General features: G+C 73.6%; 20 protein-coding genes. 17 read left to right on the top strand and 3 right to left on the bottom strand.

Features of this window, described 5'->3' with window-relative positions; all coding sequences use genetic code 11:
* The first annotated feature begins 427 nt into the window (after window positions 1-427).
* The 8 genes from WME83_RS35115 (at window position 428) to WME83_RS35080 (ending at window position 11,453) form a co-directional block, all read left to right on the top strand.
* Window positions 428-907, top strand: a complete 480-nt coding sequence (locus tag WME83_RS35115; RefSeq protein WP_437314068.1) for a PTS sugar transporter subunit IIA — start codon at window positions 428-430, stop codon at window positions 905-907.
* Window positions 904-2,196, top strand: coding sequence for an HPr(Ser) kinase/phosphatase (gene hprK, locus WME83_RS35110; protein WP_437314067.1), 1,293 nt, complete (start codon window positions 904-906; stop codon window positions 2,194-2,196). The genes WME83_RS35115 and hprK overlap by 4 nt, the downstream gene beginning before the upstream one ends.
* Entirely contained in the window at window positions 2,193-3,254 is a 1,062-nt protein-coding gene (rapZ, locus tag WME83_RS35105; protein ID WP_437314066.1) for an RNase adapter RapZ, read from the top strand. Before hprK ends, rapZ begins: the two co-directional genes overlap by 4 nt.
* Window positions 3,251-3,535 (top strand): HPr family phosphocarrier protein, encoded by a 285-nt coding sequence (locus tag WME83_RS35100; RefSeq protein ID WP_020738741.1) that lies wholly within the window; start codon window positions 3,251-3,253, stop codon window positions 3,533-3,535. Before rapZ ends, WME83_RS35100 begins: the two co-directional genes overlap by 4 nt.
* Window positions 3,532-5,637, top strand: coding sequence for a phosphoenolpyruvate--protein phosphotransferase (gene ptsP, locus WME83_RS35095; RefSeq protein WP_437314065.1), 2,106 nt, complete (start codon window positions 3,532-3,534; stop codon window positions 5,635-5,637). Before WME83_RS35100 ends, ptsP begins: the two co-directional genes overlap by 4 nt.
* A 121-nt stretch (window positions 5,638-5,758) precedes the next feature.
* Window positions 5,759-8,032 carry a bifunctional metallophosphatase/5'-nucleotidase gene (locus WME83_RS35090; RefSeq protein ID WP_437314064.1) on the top strand — a complete coding sequence of 758 codons (2,274 nt, stop codon included), beginning with the start codon at window positions 5,759-5,761 and terminating at the stop codon, window positions 8,030-8,032.
* Window positions 8,029-9,474, top strand: a complete 1,446-nt coding sequence (locus WME83_RS35085) for a hypothetical protein (RefSeq protein WP_437314063.1) — start codon at window positions 8,029-8,031, stop codon at window positions 9,472-9,474. The genes WME83_RS35090 and WME83_RS35085 overlap by 4 nt, the downstream gene beginning before the upstream one ends.
* Window positions 9,475-9,545: 71 nt before the next feature.
* Window positions 9,546-11,453 carry a hypothetical protein gene (locus WME83_RS35080; RefSeq protein WP_437314062.1) on the top strand — a complete coding sequence of 636 codons (1,908 nt, stop codon included), beginning with the start codon at window positions 9,546-9,548 and terminating at the stop codon, window positions 11,451-11,453.
* 37 nt (window positions 11,454-11,490) lie between these two features.
* Here WME83_RS35080 and WME83_RS35075 read toward each other — a convergent pair whose 3' ends face one another.
* Both WME83_RS35075 and WME83_RS35070 read right to left on the bottom strand, forming a co-directional pair.
* Entirely contained in the window at window positions 11,491-12,297 is an 807-nt protein-coding gene (locus WME83_RS35075; RefSeq protein ID WP_437314061.1) for a helix-turn-helix domain-containing protein, read from the bottom strand.
* Between the two features lie 490 nt (window positions 12,298-12,787).
* On the bottom strand, window positions 12,788-14,479 hold the full coding sequence (locus WME83_RS35070; RefSeq protein WP_437314060.1) for an acyl-CoA dehydrogenase family protein: 1,692 nt from the start codon (window positions 14,477-14,479) through the stop codon (window positions 12,788-12,790).
* 320 nt (window positions 14,480-14,799) lie between these two features.
* Between WME83_RS35070 and WME83_RS35065 the strand changes: the two genes are divergently transcribed.
* The 9 genes from WME83_RS35065 (at window position 14,800) to WME83_RS35025 (ending at window position 22,632) form a co-directional block, all read left to right on the top strand.
* A complete protein-coding gene (locus tag WME83_RS35065; protein ID WP_437314059.1) occupies window positions 14,800-15,255 on the top strand; it encodes an RrF2 family transcriptional regulator in 456 nt (151 codons plus the stop codon).
* A gap of 11 nt (window positions 15,256-15,266) precedes the next feature.
* On the top strand, window positions 15,267-16,322 hold the full coding sequence (gene cysK / locus WME83_RS35060; protein ID WP_437314058.1) for a cysteine synthase A: 1,056 nt from the start codon (window positions 15,267-15,269) through the stop codon (window positions 16,320-16,322).
* Window positions 16,319-17,152, top strand: a complete 834-nt coding sequence (locus tag WME83_RS35055; RefSeq protein ID WP_437314057.1) for a HesA/MoeB/ThiF family protein — start codon at window positions 16,319-16,321, stop codon at window positions 17,150-17,152. Before cysK ends, WME83_RS35055 begins: the two co-directional genes overlap by 4 nt.
* Window positions 17,145-17,423: a MoaD/ThiS family protein gene (locus WME83_RS35050; protein WP_012238383.1), complete on the top strand. Its 279-nt coding sequence runs from the start codon at window positions 17,145-17,147 to the stop codon at window positions 17,421-17,423. Before WME83_RS35055 ends, WME83_RS35050 begins: the two co-directional genes overlap by 8 nt.
* 1 nt (window position 17,424) lies before the next feature.
* The gene (locus WME83_RS35045; protein ID WP_437314056.1) at window positions 17,425-17,769 is read left to right on the top strand and encodes a hypothetical protein; all 345 of its coding nucleotides are present in this window, start codon (window positions 17,425-17,427) and stop codon (window positions 17,767-17,769) included.
* Entirely contained in the window at window positions 17,766-18,716 is a 951-nt protein-coding gene (locus WME83_RS35040) for a PLP-dependent cysteine synthase family protein (protein WP_437314055.1), read from the top strand. Before WME83_RS35045 ends, WME83_RS35040 begins: the two co-directional genes overlap by 4 nt.
* Complete coding sequence (locus tag WME83_RS35035; RefSeq protein ID WP_437314054.1) at window positions 18,710-19,270, top strand: Mov34/MPN/PAD-1 family protein; 561 nt, start codon at window positions 18,710-18,712, stop codon at window positions 19,268-19,270. Before WME83_RS35040 ends, WME83_RS35035 begins: the two co-directional genes overlap by 7 nt.
* A 124-nt stretch (window positions 19,271-19,394) precedes the next feature.
* Window positions 19,395-21,140 (top strand): sulfate adenylyltransferase, encoded by a 1,746-nt coding sequence (gene sat / locus WME83_RS35030; RefSeq protein WP_437314053.1) that lies wholly within the window; start codon window positions 19,395-19,397, stop codon window positions 21,138-21,140.
* 13 nt (window positions 21,141-21,153) lie between these two features.
* On the top strand, window positions 21,154-22,632 hold the full coding sequence (locus tag WME83_RS35025; RefSeq protein ID WP_437314052.1) for a hypothetical protein: 1,479 nt from the start codon (window positions 21,154-21,156) through the stop codon (window positions 22,630-22,632).
* 8 nt (window positions 22,633-22,640) lie between these two features.
* On the opposite strand, the gene WME83_RS35020 is transcribed toward WME83_RS35025, so the two are convergent.
* Window positions 22,641-24,611, bottom strand: coding sequence for a serine/threonine protein kinase (locus WME83_RS35020; RefSeq protein ID WP_437314051.1), 1,971 nt, complete (start codon window positions 24,609-24,611; stop codon window positions 22,641-22,643).
* Window positions 24,612-24,856 lie beyond the last annotated feature (245 nt).

The following is a 24,856-nucleotide window of genomic DNA, read 5'->3' as shown; positions in this document are numbered from 1 at the left end:
GCCGGGGCGGCGGAGCGCGTCCGATCCGAGCTGCCGCGCCCGCCGACGAGGCGGCGCGGCGGCGCGGCGAACTGAGGCCTGAGCCGCCGCGCTCGCCGTCGCGGCGGCGGCCTCCCGCGGGGAGCTGCGCGCCCACCGCGGCGGCCGCCGCCTGCTGCGGGTGAGCCTCCACGCTCGCCGTCGTGGCGGCGACGGCGCGCGCGCGGGCGACCCGCCCGAGGTGCCTGCTGCCCGCGGCGCGGGCGGCCGCGGCGCGAAGATCGCTCCCTCCAGGGCCGCCGGCCGCGATAGCGTCCTTGAGTCGCGTACCCGAGGTCCCCAGGGTACGATGGCACGTCGGCGCGCCTGGCCCTGGCCGGGCGCCGCGCCGTCCGTACCCCGTGCGCCACAAAAGAGCCCTCTCACCTCGCCGAGCGCCGAAATCAGCATGCAAGTCTGCGACATCTTGACCGCGCACCAGGTATCCGTCGCCAGCGAGCTGGAGGGGGTCGTCCGCTCCAAGGCGGACGCGCTCCGCCGGCTCGCCGCCCTGCTCGCGACAGGACAGCAGGGGGTCAAGAGCGAGGACATCGAGCGGGTGCTCGCCGAGCGCGAGCGCCTGCAGTCCACCGGCGTCGGCAGCGGCGTGGCCATCCCCCACGGCGCCATGGAGGGCGTCGATCGGCTGATCGGCGCCGTCCTGCTCTGCCCGAAGCCGATCGACTTCGACGCGATCGACGGGGCGCCGGTGTCCATCCTCGTGGCCGTGATCGGGCCGAAGCGGGCCACCGGGGAGCACCTGAAGACGCTCGCGCGCATCTCCCGCCTCCTGCGGGACGAGGCGTTCAGAAGGCGGCTGCTCGGCGCCTCGACCGGGCGGGCGGCGTTCGAGCTCATCGCCGCCGAGGAAGGGAGGTCGGTGTCATGAGCAGCTCGCGCGGCAGCACACAGGAAGGCGAAGGGGGCGGCCGGGTGCCCCCCGCGGCCGGCGCAGGGCGGCTCGAGCGCCCCGCCCTCACGGTGCGGAGCCTGATGGCCGACGACGGGCTCGGCATCGAGCTCACCCTGATCGCCGGCGCCGCGGGCCTCGACCGGCCGATCATGAACACCCGCATCCAGAAGTCGGGGCTCGCGCTCGTCGGCCACTTCCACGGCATCGTCCCGACGCGGGTGCAGATCCTCGGGCAGACCGAGCTCTCGTTCCTCCACAAGCTCTCCCGCGAGGACCGGCTCCTGTCGCTGCGCGGCTTCTTCGAGCTCGGCCTGTGCTGCGTCATCCTCACGCAGGGCGACCAGCCGTTCGACGTGAACGGCTCCGGCGTCGGCTTCGTCCCGGTGCCGGAGCTCGCGCAGTGCGCCGAGGAGAGCGGGACGCCGCTCCTCGTCTCGGCGGTGCGGTCGAGCGTCACGATCACCGCCCTGCACGCGCTGCTCGACGACCGGCTGGCGCCGCGCATCCGCCTGCACGGCGTGCTCGTCGACGTCTTCGGCGTGGGCCTCCTGCTCATGGGGTCGAGCGCGATCGGCAAGAGCGAGTGCGCGCTCGACCTCGTGATGCGCGGCCACCGGCTCGTGGCCGACGACGCCGTGGAGTGCGACTATCGCCCGCCCGGCATGGTGTTCGGCGCGCCGGCCGAGCTCCTCCGGTACCACCTCGAGGTGCGCGGCCTCGGCATCCTCAACGTGAAGGACCTCTTCGGCGTCACCTCGATCCGCGAGCGCAAGCGGATCGACGTCGTGGTGAAGCTCGTCGAGTGGTCGAAGGACACCGAGTACGACCGGCTCGGGCTCGACGAGCGGTACCACACCATCCTCGGCGTGAAGATCCGGGAGCTCGTCATCCCGGTGCGCCCCGGCCGCGACATGGCGTCGATCCTCGAGGTCGCCGCCCGCAACGAGCTCCTGAAGAACGCCGGGTTCCACGCGGCGCGCGAGTTCTTCGGCAACGTCGAGGGCGAGCTGCTCCGGGAGCGCTCGGCCGAGGAGTCGTCGGTCCCGCCGCCGGTGCGCCTCGCGGAGGAGGGCGCCCCGCGCGGCGCGCCGCCGCACGGCCCGCCCCGCCCGCCGCGGCCCGGCCACGGCGTGGACGTGCAGAGCCCGCCGAGCAGCGCCTTCCGGCAGCCCGTGGAGCGGGGGAGGCCGCCGGAGCGGCCGGGCACCGGGTTCGTCGCCACGGAGTCGTCCGTGAGCCTGCCGCGGCCGAGGAGGCGAGGGTGAGCGGCGCGCCCGACCCGCAGCCGCCCGCCCAGCCGCCGTCCGACGGCGCGACGGCGCGCGTCGTCGTCGTCACGGGCCTGTCCGGCGCCGGCAAGTCGACGGCGCTCCACGCGCTGGAGGACCTCGGCTTCTTCTGCGTCGACAACCTGCCCACCTCGCTCGTCCGGCCCGCGGTCGAGGCGTGCGAGGCGGGCGGGATCAACCGGATCGGGCTCGGCATCGACGTCCGGGTGGGCTCGTTCCTCGCGGGCGCCACGGCGGCGCTCGACTCGATCCGGGTCGGCCGCGACGTGGTGATCCTCTTCCTCGACGCCTCGGACGAGACGCTGCTCCGGCGCTTCAGCGAGACCCGGCGGCCGCACCCGCTGACGACCGGCGGCAGCGGCGCCATCGCGATGCTCGACGGCGTGCTCCTCGAGCGCGAGCGGCTCGCGTCGCTCCGGGCCAGGGCGACCATCGAGCTCGACACGACGCGGCTGTCGACGCACGACCTGCGCCGCGCCGTCCTCGAGCGGCTGCGCCCGGCCAAGGTCGATCTGCCCCGGATGTCCACCCGGTTCATCTCGTTCGGCTACAAGTACGGCATCCCGCTCGACGCCGATCTGCTCTTCGACGTCCGCTTCCTCGACAACCCGTATTTCGTCCACGGCCTGCGCGAGCTGACGGGCAACGACGAGCCGGTGCGGGAGTACATCCTGAAGAACGCGGACGCCCTCGAGTTCATCAGCAAGACCGAGCAGCTGCTCTCGTTCTGCATGCCGCGCTACGCCGACGAGGGAAAGAGCTACCTCACGATCGGCATCGGGTGCACCGGGGGCCGGCACCGCTCCGTCGTGCTCACCAACGTGCTCAGCGACAGCCTGCGGCGGAAGACGGGCCTTCCGATCACGGTCGTGCATCGGGACGTCGCCCGGGCGAGCAGTAGTATAGTACCCTCCGGGGCGGGTGAGGGCATGGCGGGGACGCCCAGCGTGGATTTCCGGCGGCTGCAGCCGGGGACGGCCGCGGCGGAGTCGCGCCCGGGGTCGGACAAGAGCGTGACGGGGGGCGATCGGTGACGACCGAGGGGGTGACGAGGCGGTTCACCATCATCAATGTGCGCGGGCTGCACGCGCGCGCCGCGACGAAGCTGGTGCAGCTCGCGGGCCGCTACGACTGCGACATCTCGCTGACCGGGCCGGACGGGCAGTCGGCCAACGCGAAGAGCGTGATGGGCGTGCTCCTGCTCTGCGGCTCGATGGGCACCCAGATCGAGGTCCACGCGACCGGCGATCAGGCCGCCGAGGCGGTCTCCGCCATCGGCGAGCTGATCGCCTCACGCTTCGGAGAAAACGAGTGACGCCCGGCCGGAGCGCGCTCTCCGCGGAGGCTCCGGGCGATCACGCCGTCCCGGCGGACGCCGCCCGCGGCGACTCGGGGGCGCCCGGCGCGCGCGGCGACTCGGGGGCGCCCGGCGCGCGCGGCGACTCGGGGGCGCCCGGCGCGCGCGGCGACTCGGGGGCGCCCGGCGCGCGTGGCGACTCGATGCCGCCCGGCGCGCGCGGCGACTCGATGCCGCCCGGCGCCCGCGGCGACTCGATGCCGCCTGGCGCCCGCACCGAGACGCTGCGGGGCATCTCCGGATCGCCCGGGGTCGCCATCGGCGCCGCCGTCGTGATCGGCGGGCACAGGACGGATCACCCGCGCCGCCGCGTCAGCTCCAGCGAGATCAAGGCGGAGCTCGAGCGCTTCGAGACCGCGGTCGAGCGCGCGCAGGACGAGCTCCGCGACATGGCGAAGCGCCTCGGCGACCACCGCGCCGAGGCGTCGATCCTCGAGGCGTACCTCCTGATGCTCGGCGACGAGGCGCTCGCCGACGCCGTGAGGCGCCAGGTCACCGAGGAGCGGCGCTGCGCCGAGTGGGCCGTCGCGGCCGCGTGCGAGGCGATCGCCGGCCGCTTCGCCGCCCTCGACGACCCGTACCTGCGCGAGCGCAGCCACGACGTCATGTTCGTCGGCGAGCGCCTGCTGCGCGCCTTCACTCTCCCGCCCCAGGAGCCGCCGTCCTCGCGCGACACCGGGCCGCTCTCCACCCGCAGCCTCATCGAGCTCCAGAACTCGATCGCCATGCCGGCGACGTTCGGCGCGGCGCTGCCGCGCTTCTCCGGGCCGACCATCCTCATCGCGCACGACCTCTCGCCGGCCGACACCGCGGCCATGGTCGACGAGCCGGTCGTCGGCTTCGTCACCGAGGTCGGCACCCGCACGAGCCACACCTCCATCATGGCCCGCGCGCTGGAGATCCCGGCCGTGGTCGGCGTCAGCGACGTGCTCCAGCGCGTGATCACGGGCGACGTCGTCGTGATCGACGGCCTGCGCGGCACGGTCATCGTCCGGCCCGGGCCCGTCGAGCTCGCGGAGGCGCGCGCCCGCGCCGAGCGCCACGTCGCGCTCGCCAAGGAGCTCTCGGAGTCCAGGCACCGCGCGGCCGAGTCGAAGGACGGGGTGAAGGTGTCGCTCCGGGCCAACGTCGAGCTCCCGGCCGAGGCGATCCTCGCGCGCGACCAGGGCGCCGACGGCATCGGCCTCTACCGGACCGAGTTCCTCTACATCGACCGCACCTCCCCGCCCTCGGAGGACCAGCAGTTCGAGATCTTCCGCGCCGTCGTCGAGGCGCTCCGCCCGAAGCCGGTCACCCTGCGCACCTTCGACATCGGCGGCGACAAGTTCGTCTCCACCTTCCAGGTGCCGCCGGAGATGAACCCGATGCTCGGCCTCCGCGCCGTCCGGCTCGCGCTCTCGCGCCCCGACGTCTTCCTCGAGCACCTCCGCGCCATGGTGCGCGCCTCCGCCTACGGCGACGTGCGGATCATGATCCCCATGGTCGCCGGCCTCGGCGAGCTCCGGCAGGTGCGCGCGCTGCTCCGCCGCGCGCAGGAGCAGGTGCGCGCCCGCGGCCAGCCCTGCGCCGACGAGATCCCGCTCGGCGTGATGATCGAGGTGCCCGCGGCCGCGATCATGGTCGACCATTTCGCGCGCGAGGCGGCGTTCCTGAGCCTCGGGACGAACGACCTCATCCAGTACGCGCTCGCGGTCGACCGGACCAGCCGCTCGCTCGCGTACCTGGCCTCGCCGTTCGACCCGTCGATCCTCCGGCTGATCACGAAGGTGATCCAGGCGGGCCAGGAGTACGGCCGCCCCGTCTCGCTCTGCGGCGCCATGGCGAGCGATCCGCTCGCCGCGCTGCTCCTGCTCGGCCTCGGCCTCCGCGACTTCTCGATGGAGGCGGCGGCGATCCCGGAGATCAAGGAGACGCTCCGGCGCGTGACGGTCGCCGAGGCCGAGGCGGTCGCGGCGGAGGCGCTCGCCTGCACCACGGCCGAGGAGGTCGAGTGCTGCGTCGCCGCGGCGTTCGCGCCGGGCCTCTACGACCTGCTCACCGGAGAGCGCGAGGCGCGGTGACCGGCCAGCGCTCGGGAGAGCGCGGCGCGCGGTGACCTGCGTCGCAGGTCGACGGCCTCGCCGTCTTCACCTCCTTTTCGCTTGAGCTCGCGGGGAGGGCTTCCTAGCGTGAAGCCGCTTCATGAAGTCCCGTAATGCCATGGGCGCGGCGCCGGGGGCGACGACGCGGCCCTCCGAGGCTCCCCTCTCACCGGCGCGCGGCGCGGCGGCGCGCTCGCCGGCCGCGTCGCGCCTCACGCGCGCGCTGGCCGCCGGCGCGGCGGCGCTCGGCCTGTGCGCGGCAGGCTGCGAGCAGGAGCAGCCGCCCACGCGGCTCGTGGGGCAGGCGCACCTGACCCTGCTCCACACGTCGGACATCCACTCGCGGCTCTTCCCCTACAACCTGCAGCTCGGCCAGGTCGACGCGGGCCTCGGCCTCGGCGAGGCCACCTCCATCGCCAACGTCGGCGGCGCCGCGCGCATGTCCCATATCATCGGCCGCGAGCGCGCGCGCGCGTCGCGCGTGCTGCACCTCGACGGCGGCGACTGCTTCCAGGGCGCGCCGATCTTCAACTTCTACTCGGGCGAGGCGGAGATCCGCACCCTCGGCGCCATGGGCGTCGACGCGATGATCGTCGCCAACCACGAGTTCGATCGCGGCGCGCTGAACCTCGGCGTGCAGCTCCAGCAGAACGCGGGCTTCCCCATCCTCGCGGCGAACTACCTCCTCGAGGACCCCGCGCAGCCCGGCGCCTCGCCGCTCGGCGCGATCCTGCAGCCGTTCACGGTCTTCGACCTCGAGGGCCTGCGCGTGGGCGTCATCGGGATGGGCAACCTCTCCAGCCTGACCTCGATCTTCGAGGCGCCGAACCGGCTCGGCATCACGCCGCTGAACACCACCGAGGTCGCGCAGTTCTACGTCGATCTGCTCCGCCCCACGGTGGACGTCATCGTCTTCGTCACCCACCTCGGGCTCGACGTCGACGAGCGGATGATCGAGACCACGACGGGCATCGACGTCGTGCTCGGCGGGCACAACCACATCGTGCTCCAGCCGCCGAAGCGCGTCCGCGACTGCTCGCGGTACTACGACGAGGCGGAGCAGCGCCACTACATCCTCCTGAACGACGAGCGCTCCCCGGAGGCGGGCGAGAAGCGCCGGCGCTACTGCACGCCGCGCGACGTGGTCCTCGCGCACTCCGGCGCGTTCGCGAAGTTCGTCGGCCGCCTCGACCTCGTGCTGTCCAAGGATCCCTCGGAGCTCGGCGCCGACTACGACCCGCTGAACGGCTACGAGGTGCTCTCGAACCGGTACGAGCTCTTCCCGGTCACCGAGGGCGTGCCGGCGGACCCGATCGTCGCCTCGGTGCTCGAGCCGTACGCGCAGGGGCTCGACGCGCTCGCGAACCTCGATCTCCTGGTCGGCTACGCGCTCGACGGCTCGCGCCGCGTCTCCACGAGCGGCGGCGACTCGCCGCTCGGCAACCTGATCGCCGCGGCGATGTGGCTGCGCCTCGGCATCCAGACCGACTTCGCCCTCACCAACACGACCGGCATCCGCGCCGACCTCGTGCCCGGCCCGGTGACGGTCGAGCAGATGTTCAACATCTTCCCCTTCGACAACTCGATCTCGAAGATGCAGCTCTCCGGCCTCGAGGTGCAGGACCTGTTCGACTTCGTGGCGCGCCGATCGAGCGGCCGCGGGTGCGTGTCGCAGGCGCAGATCGCGGGCGCGCGGGTCGTCATCGACTGCGCCGCGCGCGCCTCCGAGGGCGCCGCGCCCGGCGTGGCGACCCACGTCTACATCGGCGCGCACGACCCGCCGATCGCGTGCCCGAACGGCGACGCCGACTGCCCGGGCGGCCTCACGGGCAGCTGCGACGTCGAGGCGAACCGGTGCTGGCAGCCGATCGACCCGATCGCCACCTACGAGCTCGCCACGTCGAACTACCTCGCCCAGGGCGGCAGCGGGTTCCGCGTGCTCCAGCGCAACACGACCCAGTTCGACACCCAGGTGCAGCAGCGCGACGCGCTCATCGACTACATCCGCGCCGGCCGCCCGTGCGGCGCCGACGACCGCGGCGAGCTCGCGTCGTGCCAGCGGGACGCCGACTGCGCCGGCGTGGGCGAGGGCTACGTCTGCGCGTGCCCCGAGTCGGTCGTCGAGGGCCCGGTGTGCAAGACCGGCGGCGCGCCGTGCGCCGAGGGCGCGTGCGTGCTCGCGCGCTGCCGCGACGACGTCGCCGCCTACCAGCGCGACGTCTGCGCCAGGGCGCCGACCCCGGAGGTGCGGCAGCAGTGCGAGGGCGCGCTCGCCCCGTGCAGCGCCGCCGGCGAGCAGTGCAAGTACCTCGCGTGCGTCGACCGGCGGCTCGGCAACTTCTCCGACGGCCGCCTGCGGATGGTGGGCCAGTGACGCCGCGGGCGCGGCTCCAGGCGGCGCTCCTCGCCGCGGCGCTCGCCGGGTGCGGCAGCGACGCGGGCCCGCCGCGGGGCGTCTCGAGCTTCTGGGTCCAGGTCGTGGAGGTGAACGGGGCGGCGCCGCCCGCCGCCGAGGCGCCCCTCCCGGCCAACCGCGGCGACACGGTGGACGCCTGGTCGTTCCGGATCGAGGCGCGCGACCCCGCCGGTCGCCGGGCGCCGTTCGACGGCATGGTCCGGCTCAGCGTCGAGCCGGGGGCCGTGGTCGACGTCGAGGCCGACGAGGCGGACCTCGCGGTCGGCCGCAACGTCCGCCTCCGCGGCGGCGTCGCGACCGGCGTGGTCCACGTGACGGCCGTCTACGGGCCCGCCCGGCTCTGGGCCGAGGACGTCGGCTACGCGCCCGCGCCCCGGGGCGGCCGGCCCGCGTGCGCCAACGGCGAGAACGACGACGCGCCGGGCGACGTGCTGATCGACTTCCCCGCCGACCCCGGGTGCGCGTTCGCCGACGACGACACCGAGGAGGGCGGCACCTTCAGCGCGGGCGCCTCGAAGCCCGTCGCCTACGCCCTGCCGCGCGTCGCCGACGTCCAGGGGGGCGGCTCGGCGACGCCCTACGCGTTCGAGGGGATCCAGATCAACACCGCCGCGCCCCAGGACGTCGTCGTCACGCGCGTCGCGAGCGACGGCTTCTACGTCACCGATCTGACGGGCCAGGACGGCGGGTACAACCACCTCTTCGCGTACAACTTCAACACCCCCGCCAACATGCGGGTCTGCGATCGGCTCCAGTACCTCGCCGGCACCGTGAACGAGTTCTTCGGCTTCACCGAGCTCTCGTTCCCGTCGTACGAGATCGCGCCCTTCCACGAGGGGGAGCCGTGCCCGGTCCCGGAGCCCGCGGTCCTCGACGCGCGGACGATCGCCGACGCCTCGGCCATGGAGCGCCTCGAGAGCGGGCTCGTGCGCGTCGAGGGCGTCCACATCAGCAAGAACTTCGGCCCGAAGCCCGCGCGGAACAACGTCTTCGCCCCGGAGCAGTCGAGCTGCGACCTCAACGGCGACGGCCAGGTCGACTTCGACAGCCGGGCCGAGGGGAGCTGCGCGAACGCGTGCTCGCGCGACCCCGAGTGCAGCGAGTGGACGAGCTTCTCCGCGCGCGGCAATTACAAGGTCACGGACGGGTCGAGCATGATCCAGATCCAGACGGGCACGGTGAGCGCCTTCGATCCGACGTCCCACCGGGGCCGCGCGCTCGAGGCCGTGACCGGCACGCTGCGGAACTTCTCGGGCGGCTCGCTGAACTGGACGATCGAGGCCCGCTGCCCGGACGATCTCGTCTGCGAGGCGCCCGGCTGCGCGAAGGCCGCGAAGCCCTCGACGGAGGCCTGCGTGCGGCTGCGCAGCCTCGACGACAACGACGCGGAGACCAACTAGCCGCCGCCTCCCCCCCGCGGCCGCGCCGCGCCCTCGGATCCCCCAGGCCCCAAGGAAGCCCACCGCCCGCCATGCACCGAAGCGCGCTCCTCGCCCCCGCCGTTTCCGCGGCCCTGCTGCTCACCCTCGCCCCGCCGGCGCTGGGCCAGCCCCAGCCGACCCCCGGTCAGGCCCCGCCGGCGCCCGCCGCGCCGGCCCAGACCCCGGACGCGCCCGCGGCGGCCCCCGCGCCGCCGGCCGACATCCCCCCCGCGCCGACCCCCGGGCCCGCCGCGCCGGTCCAGACCCCCGCCGCGCTGGGCCCGGAGCCCGCCGCGCCGGCCCCGGCCGCCGCGGCGCCACCGGCCGCCGCCCTCCCGGCCCCCGGCGCGCTGCCGCCCGCGGCCGAGGCCGGGGCCGCGACCGCGCTGCCGCGGGTCGAGCCCCGCGCGACGATCCCGGCCGAGGAGCCGCCCGTCCGCGTCGGCGACGCCATGGACACGCGCCTCACCTGGACGTTCGGCGACGACGACGTGCTCCACGACACCGGCCAGGCGCAGCCGATCTCGCCGAACGTGAGCATCGGCGATCGCAAGCAATACCGGCTCTTCTTCGACAACCTCAACTCCCGCTTCAGCGGGCGCGAGAACCTGACGCACCTCGCGCTCTACAAGAAGATGCCGGGGTTCATCGAGGGGCTGGACACCGAGGCTTCGATGGTCCTCCGCATCGACCTCGCCTCGCTGTCCAGGAACAGCAACAACGTCAATCAGGCGCTCTACGACGCCGGCTCGTTCATCCGCGCCTTCTATCACACGGACGGCAAGGCCGACGGCAAGACCGGGCTCGGCATCACGCTCTGGCCCCTCGACACCGACCGGTTCCGCCTCGGCTACCTCTACGACATCTCGTGGGGCGGCACGAACGCGTCGATCAACCAATCGATCTTCCCGCGCATCATCGGCGCCGCGCCCGGCGCGAAGGTGCAGTTCGACGCCGAGCGGTTCAGCGTCTTCGCCGGGTTCAAGGTCGCGAGCCTCACGCAGCTCCAGCGGGTGCTCACCCCCGGCACCAGCGAGGTCGAGGAGATCCGCATCGCGCAGACGAACTACGGCTTTCTCCTCGGCGGCGGCGTCGATCTCCACCCCTACGTGCACGCCGACCTCGGCGCCGGCTACTTCCAGCAGGGCAGGTTCGACTGGCCCGACGTCGCGGGCGAGCCCGTCTACACGTACGGCGCCTCGGCCCGCGTCGTCGCGCACACGAAGGGCGAGCCCATCCCGCAGTCGGTCGACTTCCTGCTCTACCGCAACGACCCGGACCGCCCGCAGGTCATCTTCAAGCCCGAGACCTACACGCCGGGCAAGACCACCTGGGCCGTGAGCCTCGAGGCGTCGAACCTCTACCAGAACCTCAAGGACTTCGAGTCCGCGGGCGTGACCACCCGCCAGGCGGCCCGCGCCGGCGCCCTCCAGGCGGTCCTCAAGTCGGGGTACGCGCGCGCGAGCGTCACCGGCATCTACCGCGATCTGCCGTTCGTGCTGCGCAACCAGCCGAGCTTCATCCCGTTCCAGAGCATCCCGGAGACGCGCGGCGCCTCGACCGGCGACGAGCTGTTCTTCGCCCTCTCGGCCGACTACTACGTCGCGCCGGCGCGGCTCACCCCCGGCATCGGCGCGGGCCTCCAGCTCCCCGCCACCTTCAGGACGACGTCGTTCGACCTCTACAGCGCGCCGATCGCGCGCACCGTCGTCGTGCGCGAGCAGGGCAACCTGTCCATCCTCCCCTACAACCGGTCCGCCGTGCCCATCTTCCAGGCCCGCGTCAGCCTCAAGTGGGATATCAGCCGGATCCTCTCCGCGGTCGCGTGGGTCCAGTACGTGCGCGACAACAACGGCACCTTCATGGAGCGCGACCCCTCCGAGGGCACGCTCGCCCTGCGCACCTTCGTGAACCCCGACTTCGTCGGCGGCGGCGTCAGCGCCCAGGCCCGCTTCTGAGGATCGCGCGGGCGCCGCGCGCGCCCCCGGCCCGCGCTCACCGCGGCTGGAACCCCTTGAACGCCGCCACGGCCCGCTGCGTGCTGCTCACGGTCTCGACGATGCGGAAGCCCCCGCGGAGGTAGAACCCCTCGAAGTGCAGCACGCTCTCGCCCTCGGCCGGCTCGATCTCCCAGTACCGCGAGAGGTCCCGCGACGTGCCGAGGACGGCGATCCGCCGCCACCCGCTCGGGATCATCCCCGTCCACTCCGGGCCGCGCTTCTCCGTCAGCTCGAAGTCGTCGCGGCTGTGCTTCACCCGGAAGCTCGCGTCCGGGCCCGAGCCGATGCGCGCGTCGAGCGGGCCCCCCGGCGGCCCCTTCGCCTCCTGGTCCTGCCGGCGCGGCCCGCGCTTGCTCACCCGGTAGCTCGCCACCGAGTGCGGGTCGAGGTAGTAGGTGCCGCCCTCCTTGTTCGCGCGCAGCCGCCCCGCGTAGATCGCCTGGCGCACCGCGCTCTCGGAGATGCCGAGCTGCTGCGCGGCCTCCGGCACCGTCATCGTGTAGCGCGTCCGCGGCGTCGCCACCGCCGACTCGGGCGGCAGCCGCTTGCGCGCCAGGCAGTCGAGCATCACATGGAACGCCGGATCGCGGTACACGTCGGCCGTCGCGACGCTCCGCCCCGCGACGGCCGTCTTGTCGAGCAGCGGGTTCTCCGGGCCGAGGACGAGATCGGTCAGGTCGGCCTCGGACACCGCGGGATCCCGGGCCGCCGCCAGCACCCGGCACAGAAAGGTGCCGAGCTCGCCGGTCGGCGTCGCGAACTCGACCGTCTCGCCGGACAGCAGCGTGTATTGCGTCTTCATCTCGCCTCTTCGCAGCTCGTCGTGTGCGCTCTCCAGCACCGCGCGCCGCGCGCGTGCCCGGGGCTACGCGAGCCCGATCCGTCCGTGAGGCGGACGAAGTCCCTCGCGCGCCAGTGCCGGCGCGCGCAGGCGGATCTCACCCCACCGGGGACGCCGCGCGCGCGGCCCCCGCCCCGAAGGGCAGGACCGCCCGCACGCCGCCCCCGTCGGGCACGCGTTCAGCGCCGCAGCTACGGATTACTGTATGCCCGTTCAGGTAGTTCCGTCTAGTGCCTTTGAACGCCGGTAGGACAAAAGTCGTCCGCCTCCGGCGACGCCGCACCGTCCGCAACTCTCTGAAAATGCACATTTATTCTGCGCGCTCAGAACGCAGGGAGCCGACGGAAAAATCGTCGTAGGCTCGCGAGGCGGGGCGGAACGGCGGCCGAAGCCGGCACACGGCGCCCGGGGTGGGCGCGCGCTGTTCAGGTCCGTGTGCGGAGCCGTCTGTTCAGGTGGCGGGCTTTTGCCGCGCCGTCTCGGCGAGGGCCTCGACGGTGTCGGGGTCGTGGTCGCGGATGCAGTCGACCCCGTTGCGCTCGAACTGGATGGCGGCGGCCAGCGCGGCCCGGCTGCGCTCGCGGTCCATGGCCCACGCCGCGTGCCGCACGAGCAGCGCGAGCGAGAGCGCCCGGCCGAGGGTGATCGCGACGCGACGGGCGCCGGCCTCGAGGCCGGGGCGGTCGGTGGCGGCCATCTCCTTGATCCACGCGCGGGCGTGGGACACCGCGCGCGACGCCGCCGTCTCGGCCTCGGCGAGCTTCGGCTCGACCACGCCCGTGAGGAGGCGCGCCACCTCGGCCGCGAGGATGTCGAGCGAGCCGTCCTTCAGGATCACCCGCAGCGCGTCGAGGGCGAGCACGTTCGTCGTGCCCTCCCAGATCGGCAGGACCTGCGCGTCGCGCAGGAGGCGCGGCAGCCCCGTGTCCTCGATGTAGCCCGCCCCCCCGAACGCCTCGAGCACCTCGCTCAGCACCGACACCGCCTGCTTCGCGGTCGTGAGCTTCGCGATCGGGATCATCAGGCGCAGCAGCTTCGCCTCCGACTCGGTGAGCGACCCGGTCTCCTCGCGCCCGAGCAGCTCGATCGCGCGGAAGGTCAGGTGGAAGGCGCCCTCGAACTCGGCCTGGAGCTCGGCGAGCGTGTCCATGTGCAGCGGCTTCTCCGCCAGCGTCGCGCCGAACAGGGCGCGGCGCTGGGCGTAGGAGCGCGCCAGCGCGAGCCCCCGGCGCATCCCGGCGACGGCGGCGATCGCGTTCCAGGTCCGGGTCACGTTCAGCATCGGCGCGATCGCCCGGACGCCGTTCGTGAGGCCCGCGACCGGCGTCGCGAGGACGCCGTCGAGGGTGATCTCGGCGGTGGGGACCTTGCGGGTGCCGAGCTTGTCCTTCAGCCGGTTGAGCAGCACCCCCTCGCGGCGCCCCTCCTCGCCCGCGAGCTCGACGTAGAACAGCGCCAGCCCGCGGCTGCCCTCCGGGTTGCCCTCGGGGCGCGCGAGCGCGAGCGCCATCTCGGACGTGGCCGCCGAGGCGAACCACTTCGTCCCGTACAGGCGGTACGCCCCGTCCGGCCCCGGCCGCGCCGCGGTCTCGCTCCGCCCCACGTCCGAGCCGCCGGTGCGCTCGGTCATCCACTGCCCCGACGTCCAGGCGCGCGCCGGGTCGCGGCTCGTCAGGCGGGGCACGGCGCGGTCGATGAGGGCGCGGTTGTCGCTCGCGAGCAGCGCCCGCGCGGCGCCGTCGGTCATCGCGAGCGGGCACGTGTAGACGTCGCTCGACGCGTCGAAGAGGTACGCGAGCGCGAACTGGTGGACGCGCGAGAACGCGCCGTGCGCCCGCTCGTACGCCGTCGCGACGACCCCGTGCTCGCAGGCGATGCGCGCCGCCTCCTTCCAGAGCTGCGTCACCTCGACCCGGTCGACGCGCTTGCCCCAGGCGTCCCACGACGTGAGCTCCGGCTCGTTCTCGCGATCGGCGAGCTGCAGGTGGTAGAGGCGGCCGCCCGCGAGCTCGCCCATCTCCCGCAGCGAGGGCGTGATCGACGCGGCCACCTCGCGCGGCAGCACCCGCGCGAGGTAGGACCGCAGCACGCGGTCGTCGTCGTACTGGTTCCCGAGTGATGGGGGGTCTTGATAGAAAGCCACCGGACGACTCCTGGGTTGGTGCGCCGCAGCCCGAACCGTGCGACGCGGACGCGTCGATCGGGTCCCGCGCGCCCGGAGGGGCGCGCGCGGCGACTCGCAGCCTCGAACCTCTCGAAGCTACTGAACCCGTCCCATCCGGTTCAACAGGAAGCCGAGAGCCTGCTCGCCGTGACGCGGCGAACGGTGAACCTCGGCTGTCAATTTCGCCGCGACGGCCAGTTTCTGTGCGCTGTTCGGGTGCCGTGTCGCACGGAAAGAAGCGCAAGTCGCTGAATGTGCGGTTCTTGACTTCCCCGATGCACCAATGCATAGGACTGGCGGTGAAGCTCTCGAACAAGGGTCGCTACGGTGTGCGCGCATTGTTCGATATCGCGTTCCACAACGACGGGCGGCCGACGCAGATCCGCGAGATCTCGGAGCGAGAGCTCATCCCGGCCCGGTTCCTGGAGCAGATCTTCCAGGACCTGAAGAGGGCCGGGCTCATCAGCTCGAAGCGCGGCCCGCGCGGGGGCTACCACCTGGCGCGGCCCGCGAGCGAGATCAGCCTGGGCGACGTCGTCCGCGCCCTGGAGGGGCCGGTCGCGGTGATCGCGCCGGACGACGAGGGCAACCCGGAGAGCGCGACGCTCGACCCGCCCACGGCCGTGTTCCACGACCTGGCGCTCGCGATCGAGCGCTGCTTCGACGCGGTGTCGATCGCCGACGTCTGCGAGCGCGGGGTCGAGCTCGGCGTGCGCCGCAAGGGGCGGCCGGAGCGGTCGACCTACGTGATCTGAGCCGACCTCCCATGAGAAGCCCTGACCGAGACGACCCGTCCCCCGGCGTCCCCCGCGCACCCGCGGGGGCGGCCGAGCTGCCCCCGCTGCCCTCGCACCCGCGCGTCGTCGACAGCGTGCTGGACCTCGTGGGCGACACGCCGCTCTTCGAGATCCGCCGCGTCGACGCGGCGACGCCCCGGGGGCGCGTCTTCGGGAAGGCCGAGCAGCAGAACCCGGGCGGCTCGCTGAAGGACCGGATCTGCCTCGCGATGATCGAGGGCGCCGAGGCGCGCGGGCTGCTCGGCCCGGGCGCGGGCGGCGTGGTCATCGAGCCGACGTCGGGCAACACCGGGATCGGGCTCGCGATCGCGTGCGCGGCCAAGGGGTACCGGTGCATCCTGACGATGCCGGCGAGCATGAGCCTCGAGCGCCGCCAGCTGCTCGAGGCCTACGGGGCGGAGGTCGTGCTGACCGAGCCCGAGCAGCAGATGGAGGGCGCCATCGAGAAGGCGCAGCAGCTCGCGGCCGAGATCCCGGGCGCGATCCTCCTCGGCCAGTTCGACAACCCCGACAACCCCCGCGTCCACGCGGAGACCACGGCGCGGGAGATCCTGCACGCGATGGCGGGGCTCGACGCGCCCGGGCGGCCTGGCCCGCGGCAGTCGCTGACGATCGACGCGTTCGTGGCGGGCGTGGGGACGGGCGGGTCGGTGAGCGGCGTCGGGCGCGTGCTCAAGCGGCTGCGCCCCGCGACGCGCGTCATCGCGGTCGAGCCCGAGTCGTGCGCGACGATCTCGCGCGGCGAGCGCGGGCCCACGAAGATCCAGGGGCTCGCGGCGGGGTTCGTCCCGGCGAACTACGATCCGGGCGTGGTGGACGAGGTGCGCACGGTCAGCGATCGCGCCGCGTACGAGACGAAGGCGGCGCTCGCCCGGCAGGAGGGGCTGCTCGTCGGCATCAGCGCCGGCGCCGCGGTGCGGGTGGCGCTCGACGTGGCGCGCGAGCTCGGCCCCGACGCCAACGTCGTGACGGTCCTGTGCGACACCGGCGAGCGGTACTTCAGCCTGGACGAGTACTTCCGATGAGCGGCGGCGATGGCGCGACGGTCCGCGGGTGCGTGCTCCTCGTCGGGGCGGGGGGCATCGCGGCGCCGGCGGCGCTGGCGCTCGCCGCGGGGGGCGTGCGGGAGATCCGGGTGGCCGACGACGACGAGGTCGAGGTCACGAACCTGCACCGGCAGATCCTGTTCGACGCCGACGACGTCGGCCGCCCGAAGCTCGACGCCTTCGCCGAGGCGCTGCGCCGCCGCCACCCGACGCTCCGGGTCGATCGGCGGTACGGCCGCTTCACGCCGAGCGCGGCGGCCGCCCTGATGCCGGGCGTCTCGGTCGTGGTCGACGCGACCGACAACTTCGCGTCGCGGTTCCTCATCGCCGACGTGTGCCGCCTCACCAGGACGCCGGTGGTGCATGCGGCGGCGATCCGCTGGCGCGCGACGGTGATGGCGGTCGCGGCGGAGGGGCGGCCTTGTTACCGCTGCCTGTTCGAGGACCTGCCGACCGGGAACGCGCCGGACTGCGCGACGGCGGGGGTGGCGGGCCCGGTGTGCGGCGTGGCCGGCGCGATCGCGGCGGACCGGGCGCTCGCGATCCTGGCGGGCGACGCGTCGGTCTACGGCCGGATCGCGACGTACGACGGCCTGTCGGACACCTTGCGGAGCGTCCCCGTCGCTGCGCGCCCCGCCTGCGCCCTGTGCGGCGAGCGCGCCGACATCGCGACCATCGACGCGTCCCGTTACGTGATCTCGTGTGCTGCAGAAGGGGACCGTGAAAACGGGGCCCCGACCTACGTTGAAGGGGACCGCGAGAGCGGATCCCCGGCCCACCTCAACACTGGAGAGCATGACCATGGCTGACACCGCGACCGTCCGCATCCCGACCCCCCTTCGCACCCTCACCGGCGGGCAGGACGAGGTCAAAGCCGCCGGCGGCACCGTCGGCGAGCTGATCGAGAACCTCGAGAAGAGCTACCCGGGCATCCGCGACCGGCTCCTCGACGAGAAGGGCGTGCGGCGCTTCGTGAACATCTTCGTGGGCGACGAGGACATCCGCTTCCTCGACGGGCTGAAGACGCCCGTGAAGGGCGGCGATCAGGTCGCGATCGTCCCCGCGATCGCCGGGGGCTGAGGTGGACGACCCGCGCTATCTCCGCCAGGTGCTGCTCGCGGAGATCGGTCCAGAGGGACAGGCGAGGCTCGGGGCGGCGACGGCGCGCGTGCTCGGCGGCAGCGGCGATGGCGCGCCGCCGCTCGCGCGCGAGGTGGCGGAGCGCTACGCGCGCGGGGCCGGCTTCGGCGCGCTCGCGGAGGGCGCGCTCGACGTCGACGCGCTCGCGCCCGCGGACCTCGTCGCGTCGCCCGCCGCGCGGGCGGTGCTCGCCGGGGCGCGGGCGGCCCTCGCCGAGATGCGGGCCGCGCTCGGCCGGGGCGCTGGGGCGGGGCAGGGCGGCGCGGCGGAGGGCGAGCCGTCATGAGGCTCTCCCTCGCCCGCTCCCGCCGGATCGCGTCGGTCGTCGACGCCGTGGGCGACACGCCGCTCGTGCGCCTGTCGCGCATCGGCCGCGACGCGCCGTCGGTCGAGGTGTACGCGAAGCTCGAGTTCACGAACCCGGGCGGCTCGGTGAAGGACCGCGCCGCGCTGCGGATGATGAGCCGCGCGGCGGCCGACGGGCGCCTCACCAGCCAGAAGACGCTCATCGACTCGACGAGCGGCAACACCGGCGTCGCCTACTCGATCTTCGGCGCGGCGATGGGCTTCAAGGTGGCGCTCGTCATGCCGTCGAACGTGTCCAAGGCGCGCAAGGACATCGCGCGCGCGTTCGGCACGGAGCTCATCTTCAGCGACCCGATGGAGGGCTCCGACGGCGCGATCCGCCACGTGCGCGCCCTGGTCGAGAAGGACCCGGAGCGGTACTTCTACCCGGACCAGTACTCGAACGAGGACAACCCGCTCGCCCACTACCACGGCACCGCGCGGGAGATCCTCGAGGCGGTCGGCGACCGGATCACGCACTTCGTGGCCGGGGTCGGCACGAGCGGCACCATCGTCGGCACGAGCCGGCGGCTCCGGGAGCACCACCGGCCGATCCGCTGCATCGCGGTGGAGCCCGCGGACGCGCTCCACGGGCTCGAGGGGCTCAAGCACCTCCCGAGCTCGCTCGTGCCCGCCATCCACGACGCGGGCGCGTACCACGAGACGATGCGGATCACGACGGAGGAGGGCTGGGACATGTCCGATCGGCTCGCGCGCGAGGAGGCGCTGCACGTCGGGCACTCGGGCGGCGCGGCCGTCTTCGCGGCCTTCGAGGTGGCGAAGCGCCTGCACCGCGAACAGCAGGGAGGGTGCGTGGTGGCGATTGTCCCGGACCGGGGCGACCGCTATTTTGCGCCCATGAAATGGGAGAAGCGTTACGTATGGTGATGTCTCACCCGTGGACGGCCGGCGGGGTCGTCCTCAAGGCGGACGTCCTCAAGGCGGTCGAGGCCGAGGCGCTCGCCGGGTATGCGCGCGACGAGGAGGCCTGCGGGTACCTGAAGGGGCCCGCGGGCGAGCCGCTGCTCTGCGACGAGCACGTCCGGATGGAGAACATCGCGAACAAGCTCCACGCCGTCGATCCGGAGCGGTACTTCCGGACGGCGCGGACGTTCTTCGACTTCAACGGCAAGCGCTTCTCCGACGCCGTCGAGAAGGGGGCCGCGGCGGGTCGCCCCGTGAAGGTGCTCTATCACTCGCACCTCGACGCCGGCGCCTACTTCAGCCCGACCGACGCCGCCATGATGAGCGGCGGCGAGCCGCCGGCCGAGGAGGGGGGAGCGATCGTGATGGGGCCCGGGCCGGCGTTCCCGCTCGCGTTCCTCGTCACCAGCGTGCGCGGCGGGGCCGGCGACGGGGGCGAGCCCCGCATCGCCGAGCACCGCCTCTTCGTCTGGGACGGCGCCGCGTTCGTCGCGTCGACGTTCTCCGTCATCGACTGAGCTCATCGCGCCGGGGCGCGTCCGCCGTCCTCGCGCTGCCCGCACCCCCTTGCAGGGGTCCGCTCCCGAGGCCCAGAGAGGCCGATTCCGCAGTTGTCACTTGATCATCGAAGGAGTTGCCTAAATGTCAGGTTTTGTTGTCTGGTTCACCGGGTTGAGCGGCGCCGGCAAGAGCACGCTCGCGGCGATGCTTTCGGCCGAGCTCCGCGCCCGCTCCGTCCACGTCGAGGTGCTCGACGGCGACGAGGTGCGCACGAACCTCTCGAAGGGCCTCGGGTTCTCGAAGGAGGACCGCGATACGAACATCCGGCGGATCGGATACGTGGCGAAGCTCATCGCCCGGTCGGGCGCGTGCGCGATGACCGCCGCCATCAGCCCCTACAAGGCGATCCGCGACGAGCAGCGGGCGCAGAACCTGCGCTTCGTCGAGGTGTACTGCTCCTGTCCGATCCCGGTGCTGGCCGAGCGCGACGCGAAGGGGCTCTACAAGAAGGCGCTCGCGGGCGAGATCAAGAACTTCACGGGCATCGACGACCCGTACGAGGCGCCCGAGAACCCCGAGGTGGTCGTCTACACCGACAAGGAGACCAAGGAGGAGGGCCTCGCCAAGATCCTCGCCAAGCTCGAGGAGCTCGGGTACATCCCGCGCCGCGGCGCCGCGGTCGCGGTGTCCGGCGCTGCCGCCGCGGGGGCGGCGGCGGCCGGCGCCCGCGGGCTCATCGCGCCGCACGGCGGCGAGCTCGTGAACCGGTGGGCCGAGGGCGCGGAGAAGGCGTCGCTCGCCGAGCGGGCGAAGGGGCTGCCGGTCATCGAGCTCGACGAGCGGACCGAGAGCGACGTCGAGATGATCGCGATCGGCGCGTTCTCGCCGCTCCGCGGCTTCATGAACTCGAAGGACTACCTGCGGGTGGTGCGCGAGATGCGCCTCGAGAACGGCCTGCCCTGGTCGATGCCGATCACGCTCGCCGTCTCGGAGCAGGCGGCCGAGGGGCTCCGCGTCGGGTCCGAGGCCGCGCTCCGCGCGCGCGACGGCCGCATCGTGGCGGTCATCGAGCTGAGCGACAAGTGGCGGCCGAACAAGGAGCTCGAGGCGCAGGAGGTGTTCCGGACGACCGAGACGAAGCACCCGGGCGTCGCCTACCTGATGGGCACGGGCCCCGTGTACGTCGGCGGCGAGATCCGCGTGCTGGAGCGGCCGATCGAGTCGCCGTTCCCGGCGTACGACCGGGGCCCGGCGGTGACGCGGGCGTATTTCGCCGAGAAGGGGTGGCGCCGCATCGTCGGCTTCCAGACGCGCAACCCGATCCACCGGGCGCACGAGTACATCACCAAGACGGCGCTGGAGATCTGCGACGGGCTGATGATCCACCCGCTCGTCGGCGCGACGAAGTCGGACGACATCCCGGCGGACGTGCGGATGCGCTGCTACGAGGAGCTCATCGCGAAGTACTATGTGAAGGACCGCGTGCTGCTCTCGATCTACCCGGCGGCGATGCGCTACGCGGGCCCGCGCGAGGCGATCTTCCACGCGCTCGCGCGCAAGAACTACGGCTGCTCGCACTTCATCGTGGGGCGCGACCACGCCGGCGTCGGAAGCTACTACGGTACCTACGACGCGCAGGAGATCTTCAATGCCTTCAGCCCCGGAGAGCTCGGCATCACGACGCTCAACTTCGAGAACGCGTTCTACTCGACGGTGGTCGGAGCGATGGCCACCGCGAAGACGGCGCCGGGCGACGCGTCGACGCAGGTCAACCTGTCGGGCACGAAGGTGCGCGAGCTGCTCCAGCGCGGCGAGCTGCCGCCGCCGGAGTTCTCCCGTCCGGAGGTCGCGCGCATCCTCATCGAGGCGATGCGCAAGTCGTCGTAGCCGTTCCGGCCTGATGGCGGCGGCGCGCGGTCTCGTCGAGCGGGGCCGCCGCGCTGCCGCCGGCGCCGCGCGCGGCGCGGCCCTCGCGGCCCTGACCGCGCTCGCCGGCCTCACCGTGGGAGCGCCGGCGCGCGCGGACCTCAGCGACGACGCCGCGCGCGTCGCGCGGATGTGGTCGCTCTCGGGCGCGCGCGTCGCGCGGCTCCCCCCCATCTTCCTCGAGCACGGTCGTCTCCGGGTGCTGGCGATCGACCCGCCGCCGGCCGGCGCGGCCGCCGTGGCCGGCGCGGCCGGCGCGGCCGGCTCAGCTGGCGCGAGCGGCGCGGCCGGCGCGGCCGGCGCGGCCGGCGCGAGCGGCGCGGCCGGCGCGAGCGGCGCGGCCGGACCGAAGGCGGAGGAGTGCCTCACCGTCGCGTTCCTCGCGCCGCGCATCGTGGACTTCACGCTGGAGCCGGAGTCGTCCTCGGGCGAGCTGTCGGCCCTCGAGGGCCTCGTGCACCGGCTGCGCGGCCAGGATCCCGAGGACGAGCGCCGCATCCACAGCGTCGCCGGGGCCGCGGCCATCGTCCGGTGCGGGGAGGCGCGCGAGACGCTGCGCCGCGTGGCGCTCGAGGTGCTGTCGCCGCGCGGCGCCTTCGAGGTCGTGGTCGCGGCGTCGAGCGGGCCGCCGGAGCGGCTCGAGTCGATCCTGCCGGAGCGCGTGTCAGGGCCCGTCGCGCCGCGCGGCGACCCGGGGCGGCCGGCCGAGCCGGGGCCGCTCGACGCCCGCGTCGCGCGCGCCGCGCGCCGGGCGCGCGCCGAGGGGGCGCCGCGCGTCGCGCCGCTCGACATGCGCGCCTCGACGGTCGGGACCGGGCAGTTCTCGGTCAAGCTCCCCGAGGGCTGTCACCGGCTCGACCTGATGGCCGAGGTCCCGAGCGCCACGGTGCGCCGCGCGACCGATCTGGACGCCGAGGCGCGCGAGGCGGGCACGGGGCGGCTGCTCGATCGCGACCGGTCCGACGCGCCCGACGCGCGGCTCGACTTCTGCCTCGGGGAGACCGGGGTCGTCGAGGTGCCGTTCCTCGGCGCCGCGGGCCCGGTCAAGGTGGTGCTGTCCGACGCGCAGTGGCCGACGCCCCCGCACGTGCCGGGGTACTTCGGCGCGCGCGCCCGGGGCAACCTGGCCGCCGCGCTGAAGCGCCGCCACGCGCCCGCGCCGCGCGCGCAGGCGATCGCCGAGGCCGTCGGCGCGCAGGGCGACACGCTCGTCCCCGTCCAGGTCGAGCCGGGCCGCTGCTATTTCGCGGCGGCGGCGCTGGTCCGGGGCGAGATGCGCGCGCTCCGGATCTCCGTCGAGGTGGGCGACCGCGCCGCGCGCGACGACGCCGGCGAGGGCGGCGAGGGCGCCGGCGTGGCCTTCTGCTCCGACATCGAGGAGAGCGCCGCCCTCCGCGTGTCCGCGCGCGGCGGCTCGCCCGTCTGGGTCCTCTCGGTCTGGCCCATGGACTGACGCGGCGGTCACTCGGCCGGGCGCGGGCGCCTCCGGCGCTGCGTGGTGTGCGCGGACGCGGGGCTGGCCACGGCGCCCGGCTGGGCCCGCTCCGGCAGGAGCTGGCGGAGCTGCCACGCCTGCAGGAACGCGCGCCGCTCCGCGTCCCGGAGCGCGTGCTGGTGCTGGCCCATCATGAACGCCGGCACGACCAGCATGAACAGGGTGGTCAGCGTCAGCGCCGTGATCGTCGGGACCTTCGAGTGCTCGACGGCCTGGGGCAGGATGACCATCGCGCCGCCGGTGAACTCGTACGAGCGCGGCAGGAGGCCCGAGTACTCGATCCACGCGGCGGCCAGCACGGCGACGCAGCCGGTCACGACGACGGCCACGCGGTAGGCCGTCCGGTACGTGAACGAGTTGCCGTACGTGAAGATCACGAGGAGCATCGGCATGAAGAGCAGCGGGCCGAAGCCGCGACCGATGCACAGGAAGCTGAGCACGTTGAAGACGAACCCGGCGTAGGCGTACCACTCCGCGGACCGGCGGTGGACAAGGCGCGCCGCGATGAACTTCATCAGCGCCGCCAGGGCCGTGAAGCCCAGGATGAAGCCGAAGACCTGCCACTCGCGGATGCCCAGCCACACCGCGGCCACCAGCGTCGCGATCGCCGTCGCGAGCAGCTCGGCGCGGATGCCCGCGTGCAGCTGCAGCCGATGCCGCGCCGCCGCGGCCGCGTCGAGCTCGGCGAGCACCTCCTGCGGCATCTCGCGCGGCGGCTCGGTCAGGATGCGCCGGAGCGTCTCCAGGGCGCGCTCGTTCGACGGATCGAGCGCGAGCGCCTGGCCGACCTCGCTGAGCAGCGTCTTGCGGGCGCTCTCCGCCTCCTTGCCGCCGGCGAGCGCCTTCTCCACCTTCTCCTCGGCCAGGCCCGCGTGCCGCGCCGCCAGGTCGCGGCGGAGCTCCACGTCCTTGTCGCCGTCGAGGAAGCGCTCGACCGCCTCGTAGAGCGCGCGCGCGGTCGGGTAGCGCTCGGACGGCTCGCGCCGGGTCGCCCGCACGCAGATGGCGTCGAGCTCCGGCGGCACCTCCCGCTCGGGCGCGCGCACCGACGCCCGCGCGTCCGCGCCGTGCAGGAGCGAGTCGAGCATCTCGTTGCGATCCTTCTTCGGGTGCAGCGGCTTGAGCGTGAGGAGCTCGAAGAGGATGGCCCCGAGCGAGTACACGTCGCTGCGCGCGTCGAGCGTGTCGACGCACCCCTGCGCCTGCTCCGGCGACATGTACCCGAGGGTCCCGAGCACGTCGCCCGGGATGGTCCTCGTGCTCATGGGGTCCTCCCCCATGTCGATGGTCTGGTACGGCGTGTCGATGAGCTTCGCGACGCCCCAGTCGAGCAGGTACACCTCGCCGAAGTCGCCGAGCATGATGTTGGCGGGCTTGAGGTCGCGGTGGAGCACGCCGCGCGAGTGCGCGAAGTCCACGGCGATGCAGACGGACGAGAACGCCGTCAGCAGCTTGCGGCGCGAGAAGCTCTGCAGCGCCGTCGCGTCGCCCTCGCGGAGCTCGTTCAGGATCCTCGCCAGCGTGAGGCCCCGGAGGCGCTTCATCGTGAAGTACGCCGAGCCCTTGGCGTCCACGCCGAGGTCGTAGACCGGCACGATCGAGGGGTGCTCGAGCTGGCCCTGCACCCGGGCCTCGCGCAGGAACCGGTGGCGGAGCGTCGTGTCGCCCTGGTGCTCCGCGCGGATGACCTTCATGGCCACGTCGCGGCCGATGCGGCGGTCCCTGCAGAAGTGGACCTCCCCCATCCCGCCGACGCCGAGCAGCGAGCGCACCTCGTAGCGCGGGCCGTCGCTCGTGAGGTCCGTGAGCTCCGCCCGGGCGCGGCCGGGGTTCACCGGCGTCGGCGTCTGGCCGAGCGAATCCCCGCCCTTTCCGCGAGATTTTCGCATCTCGGGGAGCTGCTCGAGCGTCTCGAAGTCGTCGTCGAACAGAGCCATGGCCTTCGGGAAGCCAGGCCAGTCGCGCCGTGCCAGCAACACCCCACACCGGCAGGGCCCCGCGTGGCGACCCCGGACGGCCTCGACGGACGGCCGCGAGCACCGCCGCGGAATGCTGGGCTTCCTTGGCGAAAGGATCTCGTATCGGGTGGTGATGTCAACGGGGTGCTGCGTCCGTGGAAGACAACGGACGAGCCGTGCTGCGCCGCGCACCACGCGCGCGGATCGGGTGAAAGCGCGCAGCC

The sequence above is a fragment of the Sorangium sp. So ce385 genome, assembly GCF_051474135.1.
Lineage (GTDB): Bacteria > Myxococcota_A > Polyangia > Polyangiales > Polyangiaceae > Sorangium > Sorangium cellulosum_D.
This window is presented reverse-complemented; position numbering and strand designations above follow the sequence as displayed.